The sequence below is a fragment of the Pseudomonas sp. MG-9 genome (genome assembly GCF_018729515.1).
In the GTDB taxonomy this organism is placed as follows: domain Bacteria; phylum Pseudomonadota; class Gammaproteobacteria; order Pseudomonadales; family Pseudomonadaceae; genus Aquipseudomonas; species Aquipseudomonas serboccidentalis.
The window spans coordinates 1-21,548 of sequence record NZ_JAHHZH010000012.1 but is presented as its reverse complement, the minus strand read 5'-3'; the positions used below and the strand labels follow the sequence as shown (position 1 = coordinate 21,548).

The 21,548-nt window shown below is 58.1% G+C and carries 9 protein-coding genes; 2 read left to right on the top strand and 7 right to left on the bottom strand.

The features are described from left to right. Positions 1–83: 83 nt before the first annotated feature. Positions 84–1,415, top strand: coding sequence for a DUF58 domain-containing protein (locus KKQ10_RS25935; protein WP_215502727.1), 1,332 nt, complete (start codon positions 84–86; stop codon positions 1,413–1,415). On the opposite strand, the gene KKQ10_RS25930 is transcribed toward KKQ10_RS25935, so the two are convergent. From KKQ10_RS25930 to KKQ10_RS25905, 6 genes are all read right to left on the bottom strand, one after another. Continuing rightward, on the bottom strand, positions 1,412–4,978 hold the full coding sequence (locus KKQ10_RS25930; protein ID WP_215502726.1) for a hypothetical protein: 3,567 nt from the start codon (positions 4,976–4,978) through the stop codon (positions 1,412–1,414). The genes KKQ10_RS25935 and KKQ10_RS25930 overlap by 4 nt on opposite strands. Positions 4,979–4,985: 7 nt before the next feature. Beyond that, positions 4,986–9,491 (bottom strand): Tc toxin subunit A-related protein, encoded by a 4,506-nt coding sequence (locus KKQ10_RS25925; RefSeq protein ID WP_215502725.1) that lies wholly within the window; start codon positions 9,489–9,491, stop codon positions 4,986–4,988. 3 nt (positions 9,492–9,494) lie between these two features. Further along, the gene (locus KKQ10_RS25920; RefSeq protein WP_215502724.1) at positions 9,495–14,177 is read right to left on the bottom strand and encodes a Tc toxin subunit A; all 4,683 of its coding nucleotides are present in this window, start codon (positions 14,175–14,177) and stop codon (positions 9,495–9,497) included. A 211-nt stretch (positions 14,178–14,388) separates the two neighbouring features. Beyond that, a complete protein-coding gene (locus tag KKQ10_RS25915) occupies positions 14,389–18,351 on the bottom strand; it encodes a hypothetical protein (RefSeq protein ID WP_215502723.1) in 3,963 nt (1,320 codons plus the stop codon). A gap of 461 nt (positions 18,352–18,812) precedes the next feature. Beyond that, positions 18,813–19,172, bottom strand: a complete 360-nt coding sequence (locus tag KKQ10_RS25910; RefSeq protein WP_127648346.1) for a PilZ domain-containing protein — start codon at positions 19,170–19,172, stop codon at positions 18,813–18,815. Positions 19,173–19,400: 228 nt separating this feature from the next. After that, a complete protein-coding gene (locus KKQ10_RS25905; protein ID WP_215502722.1) occupies positions 19,401–19,787 on the bottom strand; it encodes a tetratricopeptide repeat protein in 387 nt (128 codons plus the stop codon). Positions 19,788–19,959: 172 nt separating this feature from the next. On the opposite strand from KKQ10_RS25905, the gene pyk reads away from it, so the two are divergent. Next, on the top strand, positions 19,960–21,411 hold the full coding sequence (gene pyk, locus KKQ10_RS25900) for a pyruvate kinase (protein WP_003227610.1): 1,452 nt from the start codon (positions 19,960–19,962) through the stop codon (positions 21,409–21,411). 41 nt (positions 21,412–21,452) lie between these two features. On the opposite strand, the gene KKQ10_RS25895 is transcribed toward pyk, so the two are convergent. Beyond that, positions 21,453–21,548: integrase core domain-containing protein (locus KKQ10_RS25895; protein WP_139315762.1), on the bottom strand; the 96-nt coding region annotated here is incomplete at its 5' end.

Here is a 21,548-nt window from a genome sequence, read left to right as displayed (position 1 = left end):
CGGCAGCTCCTACAGGGGATCGCGCTCTATGTAGAAGCTGCCGCAGGCTGCGATCTTTTCAGTAAACAGCCCGGTGCAGCGCCATGAAACCATCACGCCTGCTGCTCATCTGGCTGGCCATTCTGCTGGCCGTTGGCACGCTGCTGGGCACCGTGCAGGCACTCGACATCCAGACACCCGCCAGTCTGTCGGCGATCAACTGGGGGTTGCTGCTGGCCCTGCTGGTGCTGGCGTTGCTCGACGCCGTTCGCCTGCGGCGCATGCCCTCGCCCCGGGTGCAACGGCAGATGCCCGGCAGCCTGGCACTCGGCCGTTGGAGCGAGGTACGGCTGCAGGTCAGTCACGACTTCAGCGAGCCGCTAACGCTGGAGATGTTCGATCACGTGCCACCGGGGCTGAGTTTCGAAAACCTGCCACTGTCGGTCGCGTTGCAACCCGGCCAGTTCAGCGAGGTCGGCTACCGCTTGCGCCCGCTCAGTCGCGGTCACTTCACCTTCGCGCATTGCGAAGTCAACCTGCCCAGCCCGCTGGGTCTGTGGTCAGGCAAACGCCTGCTCGACGTACCCGGCGACATTCGCGTCTACCCGGACTTTGCAAAGCTCTACGGTGGGCAGTTGCTGGCGGTGGATAATCGACTCAGCCAACTCGGGGTACGTCAACGACAGCGACGCGGTCTGGGTCTGGAGTTTCACCAATTGCGAGAATTCAGAGAAGGCGACAGCCTGCGCCAGATCGACTGGAAAGCCACGGCACGCCAGCGCACACCGATTGCCCGCGAGTACGAGGACGAACGCGATCAGCAGATTATTTTCATGCTCGACTGTGGCCGGAGCATGCGCAGTCAGGACGATGAACTGTCGCACTTCGACCATGCGCTCAATGCCTGCCTGCTGCTCAGTCATGTGGCGCTGCGCCAGGGTGACGCAGTGGGCCTTAGCACCTTCGCCAGCGATCGGCCGCGATACCTGGCGCCGGTCAAAGGCACCGGTTATCTCAACGTATTGCTCAACAGCGTTTACGATCTCGACAGCACACAACGGACCGCCGACTACCAGGCAGCGGCCAATCAGATACTGGCGAAACAAAAACGCAGGGCACTGGTGATACTGATCACCCATCTGCGCGACGAAGACGATGAAAACCTGTTGAACGCCGTCAAACGCCTGAGTGTTCGACACCGGGTGTTGGTGGCCAGCCTTCGGGAAACCGTGCTCGATGAAATACGCCAATGCCCGGTAGAAACACTGGACGAAGCGCTGGCCTATTGCAGCGTGGTGGACTATCTGAATGCCAGCGTGCTACGCCATGAGCACTTGATTGCCCATGGTGTTGCGGTGCTGGAAGCTCGACCCGGGGAGTTGGGAGCCGGGTTGGTGACGCAATACCTGAGCTGGAAAAAAGCCGCCGCCCTCTAACTCTCGGCCAAACCCGCAGGCGGTACAGGCCCCAGCGAATTCAGATTGAGAGGCGATTGGTTGAGTAGACGAGAAGCCTCCAGTACAACGTTATAGGCACCGCCGATGGTACCGGTGCATTGCCATTCCAGGCCGGCACTGGTCAATTGCCGAGGCACACCCAACGCTGGCACAACGGTCAATCCCACGTCCCGGGCGGAGGAGTAGCCCTTCAGCCCGAGGCTTATATCGCGATTGAGCAGATGACTGCTGGCATTGCCGACCGATAACCTGATGACATGCACCTGCGGGGTCCGCGGAAACAGCGTTGCTTGCCCCCAGACCGAATTCGCCCCATCGGTGCCCAACTGAATCAGGGCATCGGCCCAGGGATCTGCGGCCAGGGACTTGATACGGAAAGTATGGGACGGCGGCGCCTCGGCACTATTTTCGACGTGCTCAACCGTAGCAACTACCGAAACCTCCCCTGAGTTTTCCGGACGGTAGGAGAAATACGCCCACCCCTGAGCATCCGTCATCACTTGGATGGTTTTCTGCTCGGCAACGAACGTCACCTCCACACCGGACGCTGCCCGTCGTGTGCCCGACGATACAACCTTGAGGCCCAGCCGGACGCTTTCGCCCACCACCGGATCACATGAGGACTCACGCACCTTCTCGATCTCGAGTCCACTGAGTACCGACTTCTGCTCATCAGACACCTCTCCCCCCTCGTGCGTGAGCGGTGTGGACGGCGACACCGTGGACGAATCCGACGCCTCGGCGGCGGCCAGAACCTTGACATCAAATGTAAATGAGGGACCAACAGGGCCATCGTAGGGGCTTGTTAGCTCGGCACGCACTGGCTGATCACCCGGCCGAGTGGCGGTAATAGCACAGCGAGCCCAACCATTTTCCGATGTCGGAATGAGTGTTGAAGTGCCCTCGTGTGCGAAGCTCACTTCGAGTCCCGGTACTGAGCGCTGGGTATAGTACGACTGACTCTTGACCTCCAGAAAAAAGGTTTGGCCCACAATCGGATCGAACGTGAGCCCACGCAGATCGGTGATCTCCATACGGTTGTGCGCCAATACCATAGGCAGTGCAGGGAACGTGTAACCGGGTTGAGAGAGCTCCAGCGCCAGTGCCAACGTTCCGCCCTCAGCGCTGTCGCGAGCATCGAGCATCCATTCCAGGCCACCACTTGGGAGAGCCACTGCATGATCCGGCACAAGTTTCACGTTGAGATCACGATTTGACTCATCCACCCATTTCGCAACGATATCAAGTCCGATCAACAGGCTGCCGAAACGGGGATTAAACTTTAACGTGTGCGTCCCACCCAGACAGGGATGCGTGATGATGCCTTCGATAGGCTTTTCGTCAAACTCGAGCTCACCCTCTCCTTCAAGCGTTGGCGAGAGAAGTCGCCCCTGCAATTCATAGGGCGCCAACTCGTCATGGCACACATGCAACTGAAAAGATGCACTGATGGCGGAGGTTGAACTGACCTTCCAGGTCAGGCCGCTGCGGGTCAACTTCCGAGGGGTCGACGGAGAAGGCTCGATATGAAATTTCAGATCCAGGTTTTCTTCATTCGTCAGCGCCAGGTAAATATCTTCGTCCAGAAGCGTATCGTCACCCGGCATGATCAGCAGATCCACAGGCGCGGTATTACGAAAACATAGAAGTCCGACCCTTTCTTCGCGCAGACCATTGAGCGTCACCGTGACCAGCCTGCTCCAGGGATCCTCAGCCAAAACAGTGATCTCGAATACATGCTCGTGATACTGCTCATCATGAGGGCTGGCCACTCTGGCCGTCACTGTAAAATTCCCCTCCTCGCTCGGACTAAACAGGTATACACACCAACCATCATCACCGGTGAGCAAGGTTTCTTCAGGGCCTGAGCCAACACGCCACTGAACCTCAATACCTGATACGCCCCCCATGCCGAAAACCTGTGACAGTATCTGAACTTCCAGCCGCAGATCGGCACCGCCCACTGAAGGAAACCTCGACGGAGGCTTCACCTCACCGATGACCAACCAGTTATGGGCCAGGACCAGCTCTTGCAAAGGCGAGTGCCGCAACAGCTTCGAACAACTGACACTGAGCCCGAAAAGACTGTCTCCCTGGTTGCCACACACCACCTCCCACTTATGCCCCCGCCCTTCGACCGGGTTGAGGTCGTCAAGATCCGGCGTGAACGTCATACCCAGATCGCCCGGAGTGTCATTCCTGTCCCAATGCAATGCCAGTTCGGTTTCGGCCAATGCGTGCCCCTCCGCAAAGGCCAGCGTCACCTCATGGGTCGCGCCGCGGCAGGGATATCCCGTTTCGTGTCCCCAAGCCCACTCACGCGGTGAGCCATCCAAGGCAAATTTTGCGCTCAACCATGGATCCTCCTTCAACGCACGCACCGCGAACGCATACCGGGCATCTTCCTTTTTATAGTGACTGTCTACAGAGGCATCGATTAGCCAGTCGCCTGCGGTATCCGGTATCCAGGTAAGGCCGGCCTCACCGTTCTCGTCCGAGAATTGCCTGAGCAACACAACATCGTCCGCAGGAGTCGGGCCTTTCAGCGTCCAGGTGACCTCGCGGTTGGCCAGAGGCGTTTGGGTGTAATGGGACACCACCCGCACACGTAGCTCTACACTTTCATCCAGATCGATCACTGGATACCAGTCGGCCTCCTGCAACGGGATAACGTCGAGCTGGAAGTGCCCGCAAACCGCGTTCAACGGGTAGGTCTGGGCGGTGTACTCGCTGCGTATGGCCAAAGAGCGCTCAATCTCTTTGTCTTCAAAAATATCGGCACAGAAGATTTCCCACGGAACGTCCACGGAATGTTCCTGCCCAAAAGACGGGTTGGCACTGAGAATCCGCTCGGGATCCACCACGCCATCATTCACCAGCAATCCCGCATTCGTTCCAGACCACAGACTGTCGCTCGCCAGTTGCAGTGCCAGCGCATGACTGGCGCCAAAGCATAAGTGCAGTTTTTCTTCGGGGGACTGTGGCTCGCCATCAATTATCACGCTGTCCAGCCGCAAAGGCTCCAGCCATAATTCCACACTCACGAAAGTGGCTCGCACGGCACCAGGCCGGCCCGGCCCACCGTTATCCGGACTGATGATGGTAAATTTGACGCTGGTTTCATCAGGAGCGAGTGCAAGTGTGTACGGGTACTCGACAAGATTGAGATCCAGCAGCAACTGGTCGGGCTTCAATGTCTGTTCGGCGTCGGCCTCACGCGAGGGTACAAGCCTGAGCTCCACCTCCCCACCCAGGCTCGGATTGATCTTCAGCGTACCCTCCGCACCTTGAACCGCCTCGTAGAAAAATCTCAACTCGTAAACTGCTCTGCCAGCAGTCGGGCGCGGCAGCGGTGCCAGGGCGATTGTCTGTTCGCCAGTCCCCGTATTCACGGCGCTCATGAATCCGATCGTTTTTCCCTCCCATACCCCTTCTTGCCGGGTGACCTTTTGCTCGTCACTGATAATCCAGCCATCCAGCTGGTTCGCAAAATCACCGTTGACGATGAAGTTATGGCTGGCATAAATAACGTGTTCGTTCATGACCGCATCATCCTTGCACGCCTGGTACGCGTGCCTTGTCGGGCGAATTGTTTTCGGCATTGGATTTGAGCAAGTCTTCAACATCCCTGGCGAAGGACTGCCCACCATCCCGCGCTTGATAAACCAGCGTCAGAATGACGTCTGTCAATGAATCCAGAAGGCGCTCCTGGGAAGGCTGGCCAGACCTGGGAAGGGTCAGTACATATTCGGCATGGGCGCCCGTGCCTTCGAAAGGCAGGTAACGGCCGTCATCCATCCACTGGGCAAGGCCGTTGTCATCCAGCCCCAGAGACAGACCGATCTGTTGGTAAGGGCGCAGGTTCTGCACCAGCGAACCTGGCGGCGCAACGCCGGTCGAAGTGTGCAGGTATTTGACAGCCTCGATATCCGGTTCAAGCAGCGTTGAACTGCTGATTTGCACCAGCGTCGCGCAAATATTCTGGTACGGTCCCAACAGGCCGGGAAACGTCAGGGACAAGCCCTTGACCTGACGGCAGTAGTGCCCCGGGTAGTCTTCATTGAAGAGTTCTTCGCTCAGCTTGATCTGCAGCGTTCCCGATTCTTTGAAGCTCTCCCAGCGGTTCGCATCCAGGTTCTTGAGCGATATCGTTTTCACCAGCTGCAGCCGATGCTCGTCGCGCTTGATACGGGCAGAAGCCATCCTCAACAGATCCAGTTTCAACGATTGACCGGTTGTGAACCCGTGATAGGTATCCATCCACACATCCGGTCGGACAAACCGCGGCTTGTAGTCGGCCATTTCGTACTGCCAGCAGGTTTCGGCACACAGGCACAGTCCGGCAACGACGTCGTAGACCTGGTAGATCAGCGTCTTCACCTGGCCCACGACCCAGTTACTCAGCTCCCGGCCAGTCGTACGATTTTTGTAGAATGCGTACACCGCCCTCGCCTGGTTGTTGGATATTTCGGTCTGTTGCAAGCTGGCCCTGGCGGCGCTGATCGCATGCTCCTGCGCCAGCAGTTGCTCACGCAACACCCTAACCTCGGCATTGGATTGATCGCGGGCAAGCTCCCACTCTTGTTTGCGCCGCCGTTGTTGCTCAATGATGCTGGCCTCCTCGGCTTCGCGCATCATGAGTTCCGCCGTCAGTTGAGCCACCTCGGCAAAAGCGTAAGGAATGGCCGCCAGACGCATGCCGCCATTGGCCACCCCGTAGATATTGGGAAGCAGGTCCAGCGCCGCCCCCGTTGCCCGCAGTGCCCCGGAGCCCGCGGAGACATATCGGGCCTGCCGGTTTTTTTCCAGCACACCATATTCAGCCGCTGAAACTCCTTCCAGGAGCAATAGGTCATAGTGCTGCACCCGGGCCTTGACCATGCTTTCGCTTTGTCTCAACGACGCCGCCGTCGCCTCGAGTTGGGCAATCGTCATCTCGTGGATCGAGCGGGCATAGTCGGCCAGTTCGATCATGTGGCTTTGCTGCAGCTCGTCCAGTTCGCCCCGGTCACGCAACTCCAGCCATGACCGTAGCTGATCCTCCTGCTGAATCAGGAACTCCACACCTTGCAGCGCGAGGTTGTACACGGACTGCCATTTGTAGGGAACCACCTGCACCTGACCACCCGGATTACGCGCGGCACCCAGATTGCCGTTGGCTTGCGCACGCAACAGCGCCAGCGGATCCATCGTTCGCTTGAACAGTTGAATCGACAGTGGCTGACCATCGATCGAACGGTTGTTGCGCAAGTTGTTCAATCGCGTGTTGAGCAGCGTCCACAACGCTTTGGGGCGCTCGTTGATCCCGGGCCGGAACACACCGGAACCCAACAGATCGAAACGCGGGGTAGCCTGCATCGCGGTAGGCACTTCATCCAGGCTGAGATCAAGACTGGCTTCAAAAGCCTTGAGCTGATCGCGCCCCCGGATCCTGCTCAACACGTCGCTCAGCTTACTGGGCTTCCAGGTGCTGGCCGTTCGAGTGACCGGTTCTTCACCGATCAGCGTCAGGGCCCGGCTGTAATTGAGCCCCGCGCTAACCATGCTGTCGTAATCCAGATGACGATAAAGAACGTCGCCCCACTCGATCAGGTTTTCCACATAACGCAAAAAAATCGCGATCTTGAAGTGAACCGGCGCGCAGTAACCAATCGCGTCCGGATCCGACGGCGCTGCGCTTTCATAGGAGCACTCGATAGTCTCGTTCTGCAGCGGCCGGCAGCGCCAATATGCCGGTGCCTCAATGACCACCGGATCATCGGACTGCGGGTTTTCGGGGGGGGGGATTTCGCGCGCCAACGGGTTGAAGACGTACTCATACCAGGCCTGGGCTTCGTGATGACGGCCCTCCGCCGACAAGCGTGAACCCACCAGATCCGGGGTATGGAAGAACAGTTCCCAGAAGTACAAACCATTGCAGCCATCGAATGGCCCGTTTTCCTCGATCTGTCCGTCGGGCATGAGTGGCTCGTCGACATGCTGGGTGTCCCAGGCCAGCAACGCATCCACCGAGACCGCCGCGCGGCTGGTCAATACGGGGCCGAACGTGGAGTTCACCCGTGAGAACTTGAGTGTCTGATTACTGTTGAAGCTCAGAAACTGCGCGCCCTCAGCGCTGCTCTTGTCGATGGACGGGGTTGGGTATAACCGTGGCCGTTCCGTCAGCAAAACCTCGAACGAGTTGCGCCCATATCCTTTTTTACCCTCGTCCGCCTCACCGAAAGTAAATTCGATTGGATCTCCAATGGGAAAGTTTTCGATATTTGAAGAGGTTTGACGGCGATAGGTCAGCCAAGGGGTTGCGTACTGGCCATCAAGTACGCCGGTCGAGCTCCAGTCCGCCGGGTCAACCACAGTCCGCGCAGCGTATTCAAGCTTGAAGACGACAGGTGCATACAGAATCCTCGGCACTACCTGATTCTGTTCGTTCAATACCGCATCACTCAGGCCGGTGATGGAGAAACCGGCGCCGGCCCGAACCTCGTCCCGGGTTCTTGCCAGCAGAATCACTAACAAATCGTTGCCAAGGGAAGACACGGCTTCTGCCACCCAAATACCGTCGCCGGTCGATGTTTCCTTGAAATCATCGACGGCGAAAGAATGGATGGTTTCCTTGCTTTCCCCTTTCGCCAACTGCACGGCATGGATCTGAGCCGGCTTTTGGCGGGTGGTCAATGTGATCCGCAGTTGCCGCTCGCCGGCCTCGATAATCCTGATGTCAAAGGACGTATCGGTGGTCACCGCGCGCCAACTGATCGACAACCGCTCGAGCATCCGCCCTTCTTCTTTCACTGCATTGCAACGGCCTCGAACTCTGAGCACTTCATAGAATTTGCTATCCGGTGCCCGTTCGCGTGTGTAGATGGCGTCCAGAAACAAATTCGCGTTAATTGACCCCGGCGTCACCACGGAGCTGGTGATGGTGACCGTCGAATACTCCGCAGGTACCACCTTTTGCTGCAGACTGGCAGCATTTGCGAAGCGCCCGAAGGTCATCTCCAGCAAGGTTGCGGTGTCATCGGGCACCTTGCGGAACAACGCATCGCGGGTTTCATGAATTTCTATCTCATGGAACGAGGCCTGCCCATCCAGACCGTGACGGTTGGTATAACAGACCGCCAACCGGTCATCTCGTGGATCGCCATCGCCCAGTGACACAACGGTCAACCGTCCATTGGAAACGTCGTACTCGCTCTCACGCTGATGCAAGGACAGCGGAGCCGACCACTGGCCGTTTAGGGAGCTGAAGGCGACTTTGATCTCCAGTGACCAGGGGGTCTGCACTACGCCGTTGTTATCAATCAGGCGTTCACGCCATTCACACCAGACCATGACCGGCAGGCCCAGCCAGTTCACACAGCGGATATCCACCACGGTGCCAGTGGTGGCGATATCGATCTTCTGCCATTCCCCCCAGGCAGCCGGATTGATTTTTCTGCTGTTGTTATCCAACTCGACTTTGACACTGCGCAAATAATAGGCAAACGGCGCTGTCCGCTCCTGTCCGATCAGGTAATAACTTGCATCCTGTACGTTCTGCCCATCGATATAGCCGCTGAGTACGTCGAGATCACAGAGACGCTGGAAGCTCTGCGTGTACTCCATCAATCCCCTTTGCACCGAATCGGTACTCAGGCGCATCTGATTCAAGCTGTTTTCCAGGGCCCGGAACAATGTGGTTTTTTTCAGGCGAAGTGACGGGACAATGTAGTTTTCCGCCTGATCCTTGAGCAGCACATTGGCCGACCATGTGCTGTAGTGACTCAGAAACTGGTACCAGTACTGCAAGTCTTCGTCGTCAAAATGGCTGCTTTCGTAACCCGGCTCCATACCGCTGTAAACCGACTGGATATGCTGCTGCAAGCAACGCACCGTGGAGGAAGTCAAGGTGGCTTGCAGTTGAGCGCTGTCCTGAGTGTCTAACATCAGATACTGACTCAAGTCCTCGGGGGTGTTCAGGCTGACCGCACCTGACCACAGATTTTGTCCCAGGATGGCCTCCACCATCGCCGCCGTATAACGCTCTATCAGCTCATTGATCTGGAGCGTGTCCATTGCTTATCTCCTTGTCGCGGTATGGTGAGTCGAGCGGCGAGTAACGGGACGCTTGGTCAGCGTGCCTTCGAGTACCAGCGCCTCATTCAGGCGATCACAGAACAGACTTAACTGAAACTGACCGTTGCGAATGTTTGCGATCTGGATCTCCACTTCATAGGGGGCATCGGTGAACTCAAAGCGCGTGGCCAGCGGTGGCGTGAACACCATTCCCAGCTCCCGGGTGGAGTAAGTGGCAGCCCATCCCAGCGCACCCTGGCTACCCTTGAGCTGCGTGGCGTCGATCGGTGAGATTTTCAGACGGTAATGGCTGTTTCTGAACAGCGTGAGCGTCTGGGGACCGGGGATGATGGGTACAGGAGGGAGCTCAACTCCGGACTCAATGGTGATCAGTTCGACTTGCCATTCAAAGGCTTTAAGCACTGTCAGGTTGAATGTCTGAAGCCCTGGATGGAGTGCCAAATCGGCGGTCACGACGAAGTTACCCGCTGTTGCCGACGTGAACGGGTACACCGACCGCCCTTGCGCATCGGTCGCCAGGGTAATTTCCACGGGAGGATTCGAATCGACCCTCCACATCACAGGATAATTACTCACCGGTTTCGCATTCGCGGCGCTCGATTCCTTCACATCCACCCACAACAATGTCGGCCGGGAAGCCCCGACCACCGGGAAGCGAATGACCTCCGAATAGTTCTGGATGACGGCATCACTGGCTACCCACACCATGACTTCAACCCTGGGGTCGGTGCCCAGTTTCGCGAAGACGGTCAATTCGCCCTGCTGCGGATCGGCCACGGAAAAATCAGAGAAGCCGTCTGCGTCGCTGAGTCGCTCGACTTCTGTCGAATCTGCACTGGTCCACCACACCACCTTCTCACCTTCTATCGGGCCATCGTCCAGTCCGACGACCTGACAGCGCACTTGCAGGGCATGCCCGACCATCGCAACCGCAGTGATAGAAGGAATGTCGAGAATCCGCGGTTTATTGGCAAACACGATGGGGCGACTGAACGTGAGACTGTGACTGCCTTCCACGTTGCTGACCGTGATATAGGCGTTCCCCGGGCTCAGGCTGGAGATCCACACACGGCTTACGCCATCCTTGTCGGTGAACGTCTGGCTGGGGCGAATTTCACCCAGCGTCGTGGACCAGGCCACGTGACGGTGAGCGCCCCTGTTGCCGTGATCGTCGATCAGCACGGCGTGCATTTCCTGCTCCCGAAGACGCCCCGCCAGCACCGGATCTCTGGGCGGCAATCCGCTCAACTCGGAATTGAACTTCAGGGTCGCCTCATCACAATCGATCAGCACCGACGGACCATAAATCGGCTCGTGGAGCGGCAACCAGTAGTGAAAATGGGCGGTTCCCTTCCTTGCGCCAGCCTGCAATCGCGCCCACGCGCGTCCTTCGTCATCCGTACGGATGAAAGGGGTGAGCATCGCCCCCAGATCTGTACTGGTTTCAATATCGACCTGTTTGAGCGGGTTACCGTAAAAGTCCCGGAGGGTGATCTCGAACTCCGCAACTTCCTGTGGCAGGTTCGCAATCAGGGTGGCGTTGTCCACCACACAACGGGTGGTGAAGCTCTGGCCGACTTCCGCCGAATCCTGTGGGGTGGTCGTGGCGTTGAACCGGGCCAGACTTTCCAGAGCGTTTTGCGCTGCGCTCGCGTAAAGCGGCTCAGAATCCAATGGGGACAACGCGCCCAGACTCAACGCTGCGGTGATGTCCATCCCTTGCCGGGCCAGCTCCAGCGTGCGCTCCAGCAAATCGAAATGCGCCAGACTGCGCAAAATGGGCCAGGCCGGGCTGTCGCTGTCTTCAACGTCGAGAGTGATATGTTTGGCGCACTCCAGCACATGCCGGATGCCACAGCCGAAATAAGTCGCCAACTTGTCGGCGGCGGCATCGCGAACCAGACGCAGGCCATCCTCACTCATGTCGTCGGGCAACTGGTTGACCTGACTCAGGTAGTCGAGGATCTTTTCCTCAGGCTGCCGGGCCCGGGAAATAACGCGACGGTAGAGCGCCAGGTAGTACACCGAGCGAATCGAGATCTCGTAGGGGCTTTCGAGACTGAACCATTGATACTGCTCGCCCGTCAGGAGTGTGGCGAGCATCTGTGGGCTCAACGCCAGTTTGTCGGCAATCCGGCCGCGCCGCTCCAGCTCTGTCAGCATTTGCAGGAACGAATCCGGTTGCTCCGGCACCCGCTGCTCCCGTGGCCTTGCAGCGGGTTGCAGCGACATGGCCTCTTTCAAAAAGTCATAAGGGTGGCCCTGGGCCCAGGACAACACCTGCGTCGCCAGCAATGAATCCAGCTTCAGATAAACCGAGATGCCCTCTTCCACCACCACCCGCTGCTCGTCCCGGCAACGCAACACAATCGTGCGGACAAGGGTTTCCAGCGCTTCGCGCCGGTCCGCATCCTCTTGCCCCGGATAGATCGTGCTCACAATGTCCTTGATCTCGGCAGTGGCGCGCTCCAGATACTGATCCTCTGCTTCCTCGGCACTGCCGATCACCAACCCATCGGCGTCCACCAGTGGTTCCAGCACTCTCAGCCACTGGATGAGCTGCTGGTTACTATCACGTAGCGGCGCGCCTGCCTCCAGCAGCGAGGCCTCATCCACCCGCACCGCCTGCACCTGGCTGCGCAATTGCCGCAGCAACTGCTCCTGGGATTCGGTCCAGACCGTCGGCACATAAACCGGATTGATGTTTTGCACCAGCCACAGGGGGGACAAATCGTATTCCCGGCACCAATTGGCACAGGTCATCAACCCGCGTATGGCACTCAGAGCATCCGCACCGTCCGCAGAACCATAACTGGACACCGCCGGCTCGCCTGCCAGTTGTGCCGCCAAGCCCTCCCCTTCGCTCAGAGTTTGCAGCAGGGCTGTCGATTCAATCGGAGTGATTCCAAACAACCGGCCCAGAAATACCAGGCGCCAGAAACTGGACAGAATCTTCAGGCTGCGCCTCAAGTGGGTCTTGAGGCCATAAGCCTCGGCAATCACCATCGCCAGGTAGCGGTAGGTTTCGAAATTGATTTCCAGCGCGCTGCAAATCTGATGCACCGTCTGCTGTTCGAGTTGCGTGCGCGGCATGATCGCAAACTCGACGTCATCGACAAACAACGGGACCTCATACACTTCATCCCGGTTATAGACACGGTCAAAGTGCGACAGCTGCCCATCCTGGCCGTACACCGACAGAACGTCGATGAGCGCTGCGAACTCTTCAGCCTTGCAGTCATGGATCCTATTGAGTTCCTTGAACAGGCCCAGACAACGCAGGGTATTGGGGCGGATCCAGATTAACGCCTCACCGGTGCCGCGACGCTCGGCATGCATCGCAGCCTTCAGCAGTTGATCAACCTGATGACCGGGCAGTTGCAGCATGCGATCCAGGCGGCACTTGCGGTTGATACGGTCCATGCGGTGTTCCAGCGCCGTGTCCCCCTCTCCTACATGGATCATTTCAAACAGGCCACCGATGCGGGCTGGGACCAGATCGATCGCAGGTTCTGCACCGTCATTGATAAACCAGGCGCCGGCGGTTTCCCCCGTCAGGGGTATATCCGGGTCACCCAACACAGGTGCATTGGCCGAGAGCTTGGGTGTAAAGGCCACCCGCCCGAGCAAGCAATCGACCTGACGTTGATCAAGACGCGTCGCATCCCTGAAAATCCAGAGCCTGCGCAAACTGGGGAGGAATCTTGCCAGGTCGCCAAAGTTCTCGAGGTAGAAGTCCCCCGCAGACGCTTGCGGATCCGGATCGACCCGCCGGGTCAGAGGATCGACCCTGCGCAGCGGCGCCCCGGCCATCGTCGCATTCAAGGGAAAGTAAGGGTCTTCCAGCAACAACGACAACTTCAGCGGCCCGATACCGCCACTCAGTTGCATGGCCACATCGGCGCTTGCTCCACGAGCGCCGGGGTTCTTGAAATACGGATAGCTCAGGTCGACCCGGCGAATAATATCCCCCAATACCCCATCTTTGAGGGCTGCACCGACGACATGGGAAATACTTTCCCAGTCGTGGTCATAGGGCAGGGAATTATGAAAACGGATCGTGCGCAGATACGCCTTGATGCTCGGCAACTCGAAACCGGGCGTGCTCCGGATCTGCGCTTCGAGTACCGAGTTGACGACTTCCAGTCGTGACTGCACGCGGTTGATCGCCATTTCGTCGATCAGCAATGCATCCACATCGGGGCGCCGTTCATCCAACGGGAGGGTTTGTCCCGGTTCGCCCTGCGGCACGATGTAGTCCCTTACCCATTCGCGCAGTGCCACCATATAGGCAGTGGTCGAAGCACTGTGTTCAGGGCTGCCCGCAGGAGCAGCAGCGTCGACGTCCGGCTGGAACTGCTCTTTGTACGTGGGCAACGGCACCAATGCCTGATCATCGCCTGGAGCCGGCAGAGCACGCAGGCTCTGCTCGCGAAACTGCCTGGCGATATACAACGCCAGGGCTTTGCCACGGGTGATCAGCGCGTGGGACTCCTGGCGACCAAGACCCATTGCCTGCAACCCGATCGGCCCCTGCTTTATCAACTCAAACACGCTGGGATTCTGCGCAATGAACTCATCGAAAGACGAGGGAGTTTCACCGCTTCTTTCTCCGAGTACAGCCTTGACCAATTGATGAACCGGACGGTTGTCGGACGCATTCATTGCGGTAGCCACTCCCAAGCAAAAAATCGTGCCATCGGCCATCAAGTCAATGGTCGGTATCTGGCGTCAGGTCGATTTAGCGCTTGTTACAGAAATGGGGCTACTGTCATATCTGACAGGTTGAATGACCGTTGGTCGGAATCTGTTGCCCTTCAACGCAGAAAAAAAAGGCCCTCACAAAGAGGGCCATGCCAGTACACAACTCTGTATGTCAGCCGATACTGCTGACTTTCAGAGATAACGCCGTCGTCCATGGTGAGTAAGCTGCACCCACGTACACCCTTGCGACCATTGGAAAACTTCCCAGCGGCATGGCATCGGTCACAACCACCCAGTGCCCTTGTCCATCAACAACGCCGCGGCCCCACACTCGGCTGGAATTACCCGATTTGTACAGCCGGACTTCACCTCCCGGCAATGCCGTACCGCGAATCACCGCATGAGGCGAAACATCCGAATTCTGCGGCGGGTAGGTGAACACGGGTTTGTCCAGTTTCTCTTCTACGTTGAAACTGACGACAGACGACAGGACCGATTCTCGACCGTCCATGAACTGCCGGGCCGAGACCTGATGGGCGGCCGTTTGCACCGAAAGTTCAACCTCACAGCGCACCGACCAATTGCCTTGCGCATCCACTCTCGTCGAGGCCAGAACCTGTGAGCTGCCATGTCGGTACACTTTGAGTTCTGCCCCGGGCACACCCTGACCGGCGAACAAAGGCAACCGTTCGAGTGACTGCGAGGCATCGTTCACGGGCTTGAGGATGGTCGGACTTTCAAATGCCTCAGCCACCTGTTTCACGATAAAACCGGGGTGGGGCAACAACCACGCCGAGATAGCGCCATCACGCGACTGCCGTACCGAATAGCGGTAGGTAGTGTTCGCCACCGGTAACTCGATCTGCGAACGCAACGCCCATCGTCCATCACGATCCACCCGCGTCCTGCCCAACTCGGTAGACATCGAATTTTCTTTGACTATGAGCACCTCGGCGCCCGGTTCCCCCGTACCGGAAAACATCGGCCACCGCCCGACCTCCTGGCCCACATGCGGGAAATGTACAACGGGCGCATCAAATCCGGCGGTCTTGCGTTCCACCATGAAGCGCCCGCTCTCAAACCACTCCGAAGGCGTACCGTCCACCGTTTGACGCGCCATCACCCGCATGGCGCCTTCCGGCAAATCCTTGTTGCCCGTCACCGTCCAACGACCATAGTCATCGACTATTGTCGCAGGGGCCAGCACGTCGTCGGCGTTGACCCCTGAGGCAACGGTGATGCTCGCCCCGGGCGTGGCCAGGCCACTGAACAGCGGCCGGATCCCGACCCAATCGCCCGCCTGGGGTTCGGTGATTTTCGGGGCGAGTTTGAGCAACAGGAAACTGATGGTGGGCGAATGGCTCGAATCCAGGCCTACACCGGCTGAAGCATGCACACTGATTCCGTCACCGGCCATCATGGCGTGAGTAACTCTCTTCGACCATGTACCTTCGGCCGATACAGTGGTGTTACCCAAATGCAGATAACGATTACGTCTAAAGATACGGATAGTGTCCCCCGGATACCCGAATCCGGAAATGCTCAACAAGGTGCCCAACGCGTCTCCGTTTCGCGGTGTATCGAGCACGGGTATAGCCGGCACCACGGTGATGACTCGTTCGACAGGATCACTGAGGTAGGTCATTTGCCGCGACCTCGCCTCCAGGGTGAAGCCGCCCACCGCCAATGTCACCTTCACCGCCCAGGTGCCATCCTGTTTCACTTCAATGTCTTTTAGAATGGGCTGGCTTTGCCCCTTGATCGACAACTCGACAGTACCGGGATACTTCGCCGAGCCGGAGAACATCGACTCACGCGCCGGCTTGCCGTTTTGTGCAGGCACCGTGATTACAGGTTTGGGGACACGTACCTTCACCGTCCGCTCAATGGTTCGGTCGGATACATTGCTACTGGTTTGAGATTCCTGCTGGATGGCGTAGAGAGTCAAATTGCCCGGTATCTGTTCAACCAGTGTCACCGCCCATTGATTGTCCTGCCCTACCGGTCCGGCCCCTATTGGCTGGTTAGTAACGTTTGAATAAATGACCACCCAGCAGTTCTTGAAGCCTGTGCCTCTGATGACCGGAGAAAGATCTACTTCGGCATTGGCCGCGGTGGTGATCACAGGCTTCGGTGCCTTGACCACGAACGTCCGGCTCGCGGCCGTAGAGGTCTGCCCCCCGAACGCCGCCGTAGCCCTCAGGGTGTACGTGGCCGGCGCCCAGTCTTCGCTGGCGTTGAGGACAAACGAACCGTTTGTTGCCGTCAACGGCACGTCGGGTTTGCCCGGGATCTGCAAGAGGATTGCGGAACCGGGCCACGCGGTGCCGGAAATCTGCGGACGTTGTCCAGTGGGAGTATCCGATGGAGGTTCGGTGAAAACCGGAGCAGGCGAACCGACGCTCATTGACATTACGGCACTGTCGCCGGACCACTGATCGTTCACCCATTGCCGAGCCGTCAGCGCCGTGTAGTTACCCGGCGCAAGGTTGGCATTTGCCGTGGTCTCCCAGTTGAGATTTGACTGCACATTCGCCTGTGGTACCCCTACCAACGCAACACCGTTGTTGTAAATGGTGATTCTGACCGTGCTCGTGCCCCACTGACGTCCCCGACCTTTGAAGGTTGCGCGTTGTCCATTGACCGTAACGCCGACCCCGGTCGGGACAGGTGTCGGGACGTTGACCGACACTTCAACAGCCCAGCCATCGTTATAAATACGCCCGTTACCGCCGTCGGAAACACTTTGTCGACCGCCGAATCGCCGCCCGCCCGGTAACAAATCTGGCGGAAGAACCTTGCTCCAGCGCCCCGAAGAAACTGCCGCGTCAAGATAAGGTGAACTGACACCGCCGAAATGGATGTCCATTCGGGCACCGTCATACCCAGTACCCGACAGGGTGACAGTTTCCCCATTAAGTGCGGAGGTAATCGTGGGTTTGGGTGGCCGCACCAGCAATCGAAGGGGGGCGCGGCGTGATGACGTCACCGACTGATAGACATGACTGGCCGTCACCGTATAGGGCCCCGGAGTCAACGTAATAGAAGCCTCCCATTTCCCCGTAGCAAGAACAATCCCGCTCCCCAACAGCGTGGTTGTGCCGTCCCGGTAGACATTGATCGTCCCGCTCTTGAATGGGCCGGTCACCACCCCGCCAACGGTGATCCGCTGCGCCACCAATTGGTCGGCAGAATGGGAGGTGAGGGGCGGTGGGCCGAGGAGGCGGAGTTTATGGGGCGGAGACGAATGCAACGTCGTTGCTCCACCGTACACCTGCTGAGAAACAAAGCAGAGTTCCCTGTCCTGCTGCACATTCTCGACAGTGGTCGTCCAATTGCCGAAGTCGTTTACTGGAATATTAATTTTGAACTCCTCGCCCCCCGGATGGTGAAGATGAACACGTGCACCTGGAAACCCACTTCCGCTTATAGTAATTTTTTGTTCAACCACGACAGCATTTTGCGTCGGAGCCGTTATCTGCGGCTCACGCAACACAATAAACCTAAACGTTGATCCATGATATTCAACTTGCCAGTAATCCCCAGTTCCCGCCAAGTAAGCTTCGTAACGACCGGTAGCAAGCGAGTTCAATGTCATATTCCACCGATCATTGCTTGGAACAGTTACCCAGCCACTTAATGCAACTCCATCAGAGGCTCGTCGAAGCTGTACCCGAGCGGAATATGCCGAATCCCCAGTCCCCGAAAATACAGGATTACCGGTTGTATAAACGGTGTCATGAGCGGATGGGGACGTCAAAGTCGGTGGATTGGCCACATGAAACCAGCCAGTATCCATCCACCCACTCCACCCATTACTGCTCAAAAAACGATAGTGGATAGCACTTCTGCCCCTGGGCGTTGTACTCGGAGGCGGGATATTAATTTGATTGATATTTCCAAAAAAAGTCGCGTGCTCATACAAATGATTGTTCGCATCGTAAAACTTCAATTCGACTGCGCTCGGCCCGCCCCCGAATGTTTTGGACAGGTACCGAGTACCATAACCAACAACATATCCTTCACCGGGAACAAGGAAGGGCACTTTTGTTAAATTTAACTCCCCTCCCTCTTCAAGTTGATCTGAAGCATCCGAAGACTCAGTCAGCGAGATTGAATACGTGTCTTCGTCCATGATCGGTCGCTCTCTGTGATGGGTTGACGAAAACGATTCAAACTCTAATCAAAACCACTGCCTACCTGTAAAATCTGACAGTCCCGACGAACGGCGTTCCTCCCTCATCGCTTCCCCATGCTTTGAATACCTCAGTCAGCGGTTACACCTCCTCGCTCCTTTGCCTACAGATCCCTCAGAGTCCGCCGGCTTTTGCACTTTGCAAAAGCCCCATAACCTGATCCGCGTCGCTGCCAATCAGCGATCGGGTTTAGTCGTCCGGGCGGGTAGTCCCTATCCCCGCACTCGACGGTGGCTGTGCGCAGGGCGCCCTCGGGCGCGCCGGTAATTCGGATGAGGGAGATAGCCTTGTTGCTGGCGGAGAAGAGGCTGAGCAGTGAACGGGCGATTGCTGCTGCCTAGGCATTAGTGATGGGTTTACTGTACTGCTCGCGAAAGCAATAGCGAGTGCGCCGCAGAGGTCAGGCCGAGGCTGGCAGGGGCTGAAAACTGAAGTACTGACGCAACGCCTCGACCAGTTGCCCGTATTCCGGGGGTGGGCGTTGCAGGCTGAAACCGGCGTCGTAATGCAGCGGGGTTGCGTCTTCATGGCACCACAGGCAGGACGCGGTCAGGTCGATGACCTGCTGGCAGCCGTCGCCAAAGGGGAGTTTGAGACGCAGACTGAAATCCACACCGGTCATCATCGGCAACTGGCTGATCAGCATCAGCCCGTCTTCGGACACATTGCCCAGAAAACCGATGGGTTTGTCGGTGACGCTGTTGAACACCCTGAGGAAGTACGGCAACTGGTGCCGTTCGATTCGTCGGTCGGTAAACATGCGCAGTACGCCATGCAAGGCTCCATCACAGAGCCGCACCTTTGCTTCGGAACACGCCTGTGTCGCAGACGCGCTCTCCCCGCTTCCGGTGGGATGGTCGCCAATCCGCCATCACCTCAACAACGACCAGTCGCAGGTGTTGCCCCGGTCTGAAGTCAGGCTCCAAACCGGATCACTGGACTATAGCTCACCTTGTACAGTCAGCCAGCGTTTGTATGACACCCGGCATCAGAGGCGTTGCGGGCCTGGCACCGCTGCCGCACTGCGCGTCGGGTAATGGCCCAGGCTCTGCAGGGTTTCCAGGCGCGCACGGGCGCGGAAGGCGTATTCGCTATTGGGGTACGAGGCGATGATGAACTGATAGGTCTGCGCCGCGTCGATGTACATCTTTTGCCGTTCCAGGCACTGGCCGCGCATCATCGACACTTCCGGCCACACATACGGCCGGGCCCGGCTGGCGCGTTCGACCTTGGACAGTTCAAGCATCACCTGCTCGCAATTGCCGCGATCATAGGCGCTGTAGGCATTGTTCAAATGATGGTTCATCGACCAACGGGTGCAGCCCGTGACGGCAAGGACGCTGAGGGCAAGGGCGGCAATGGGCAACAATCGCATGGGGGTTCTCCTGTCTTGAGCAGTGTATCGACCCATCGTCGGAAATCTTCAGGCGCGTTTGTCCCAAAGTTGCCGCTTTCAATAAAGAAAAGAATAAGTAGTGCAAACGAACAATGACTACACCCCAAGAGCATAGTAGCCTCTGCTAGCGCTTGAACTCAGGAGTCTTTGCATGTCCGTCCGTCGTACCAAAATCGTCGCTACCCTTGGCCCGGCCAGTAACTCGCCGGAAGTTCTCGAACAGCTGATTCTGGCTGGTCTGGACGTCGCCCGTCTGAACTTCTCCCACGGCACCCCCGACGAGCACAAGGCTCGCGCGAAGCTGGTGCGTGACCTGGCGGCCAAGCACGGTCGCTTCGTCGCCCTGCTGGGTGACCTGCAAGGCCCGAAAATCCGTATCGCCAAATTCGCCAACAAGCGCATTGAGCTGAAGATCGGTGACAAGTTCACCTTCTCCACCAGCCATCCGCTGACCGAAGGCAACCAGCAAGTGGTCGGCATCGACTACCCGGATCTGGTCAAGGACTGCGGCGTGGGCGACGAGCTGCTGCTCGACGACGGTCGCGTGGTGATGCGCGTCGAAACCGCCACCGCTACCGAACTGCACTGCGTGGTGACCATCGGCGGCCCGCTGTCCGACCACAAAGGCATCAACCGTCGCGGTGGCGGCCTGACCGCTCCGGCCCTGACTGAAAAAGACAAGGCCGACATCAAGCTCGCTGCGGAAATGGAAGTCGACTACCTCGCCGTGTCCTTCCCGCGTGACGCTGCCGACATGAACTACGCCCGTCAACTGCGTGACGAAGCCGGCGGCACAGCCTGGCTGGTGGCGAAGATCGAACGCGCCGAAGCCGTGGCCGATGACGAAACCCTCGACGGCCTGATCAAGGCGTCCGACGCGGTGATGGTTGCCCGTGGTGACCTCGGTGTGGAAATCGGCGACGCCGAGCTGGTGGGCATTCAGAAGAAAATCATTCTGCACGCACGCCGCCACAACAAGGCTGTGATCGTGGCGACCCAGATGATGGAGTCGATGATCCAGAACCCGATGCCGACCCGCGCCGAAGTGTCCGACGTGGCCAACGCCGTGCTCGACTACACCGACGCCGTGATGCTCTCGGCCGAATCCGCTGCCGGTCTGTACCCGCTGGAAGCCGTTCAGGCGATGGCGCGCATCTGCGTCGGCGCTGAAAAACACCCGACCAGCAAGACCTCCAGCCACCGTATCGGCAAGGAGTTCGAGCGCTGCGACGAAAGCATCGCCCTGGCGACCATGTACACCGCCAACCACTTCCCAGGCGTGAAAGCGATCATCGCGCTGACTGAAAGCGGCTACACCCCGCTGATCATGTCGCGTATCCGTTCTTCGGTGCCGATCTATGCCTTCACCCCGCACCGCGAAGCCCAGGCCCGCGCGGCGATGTTCCGTGGCGTGTACACCGTTCCGTTCGACCCGGCGTCGCTGGCACCGAACGAAGTCAGCCAGAAAGCGATCGACGAGCTGGTCAAGCGCGGCGTCGTGGAAAAAGGCGACTGGGTCATCCTGACCAAGGGCGACAGCTACCACACCACCGGTGGCACCAACGGCATGAAAATCCTGCACGTTGGCGATCCACAGGTCTGAGTGATTCGCTTGTCTAGTCCTGAAATAGGTTTACACCTGTTTCACCCTAACGCCCGATGCACCGCATCGGGCGTTTTGTATTTTAAAGAGAGGTGCGGCCGCTCCTGGTTGTAGATCGTGACGGCCTCTCGCACCAT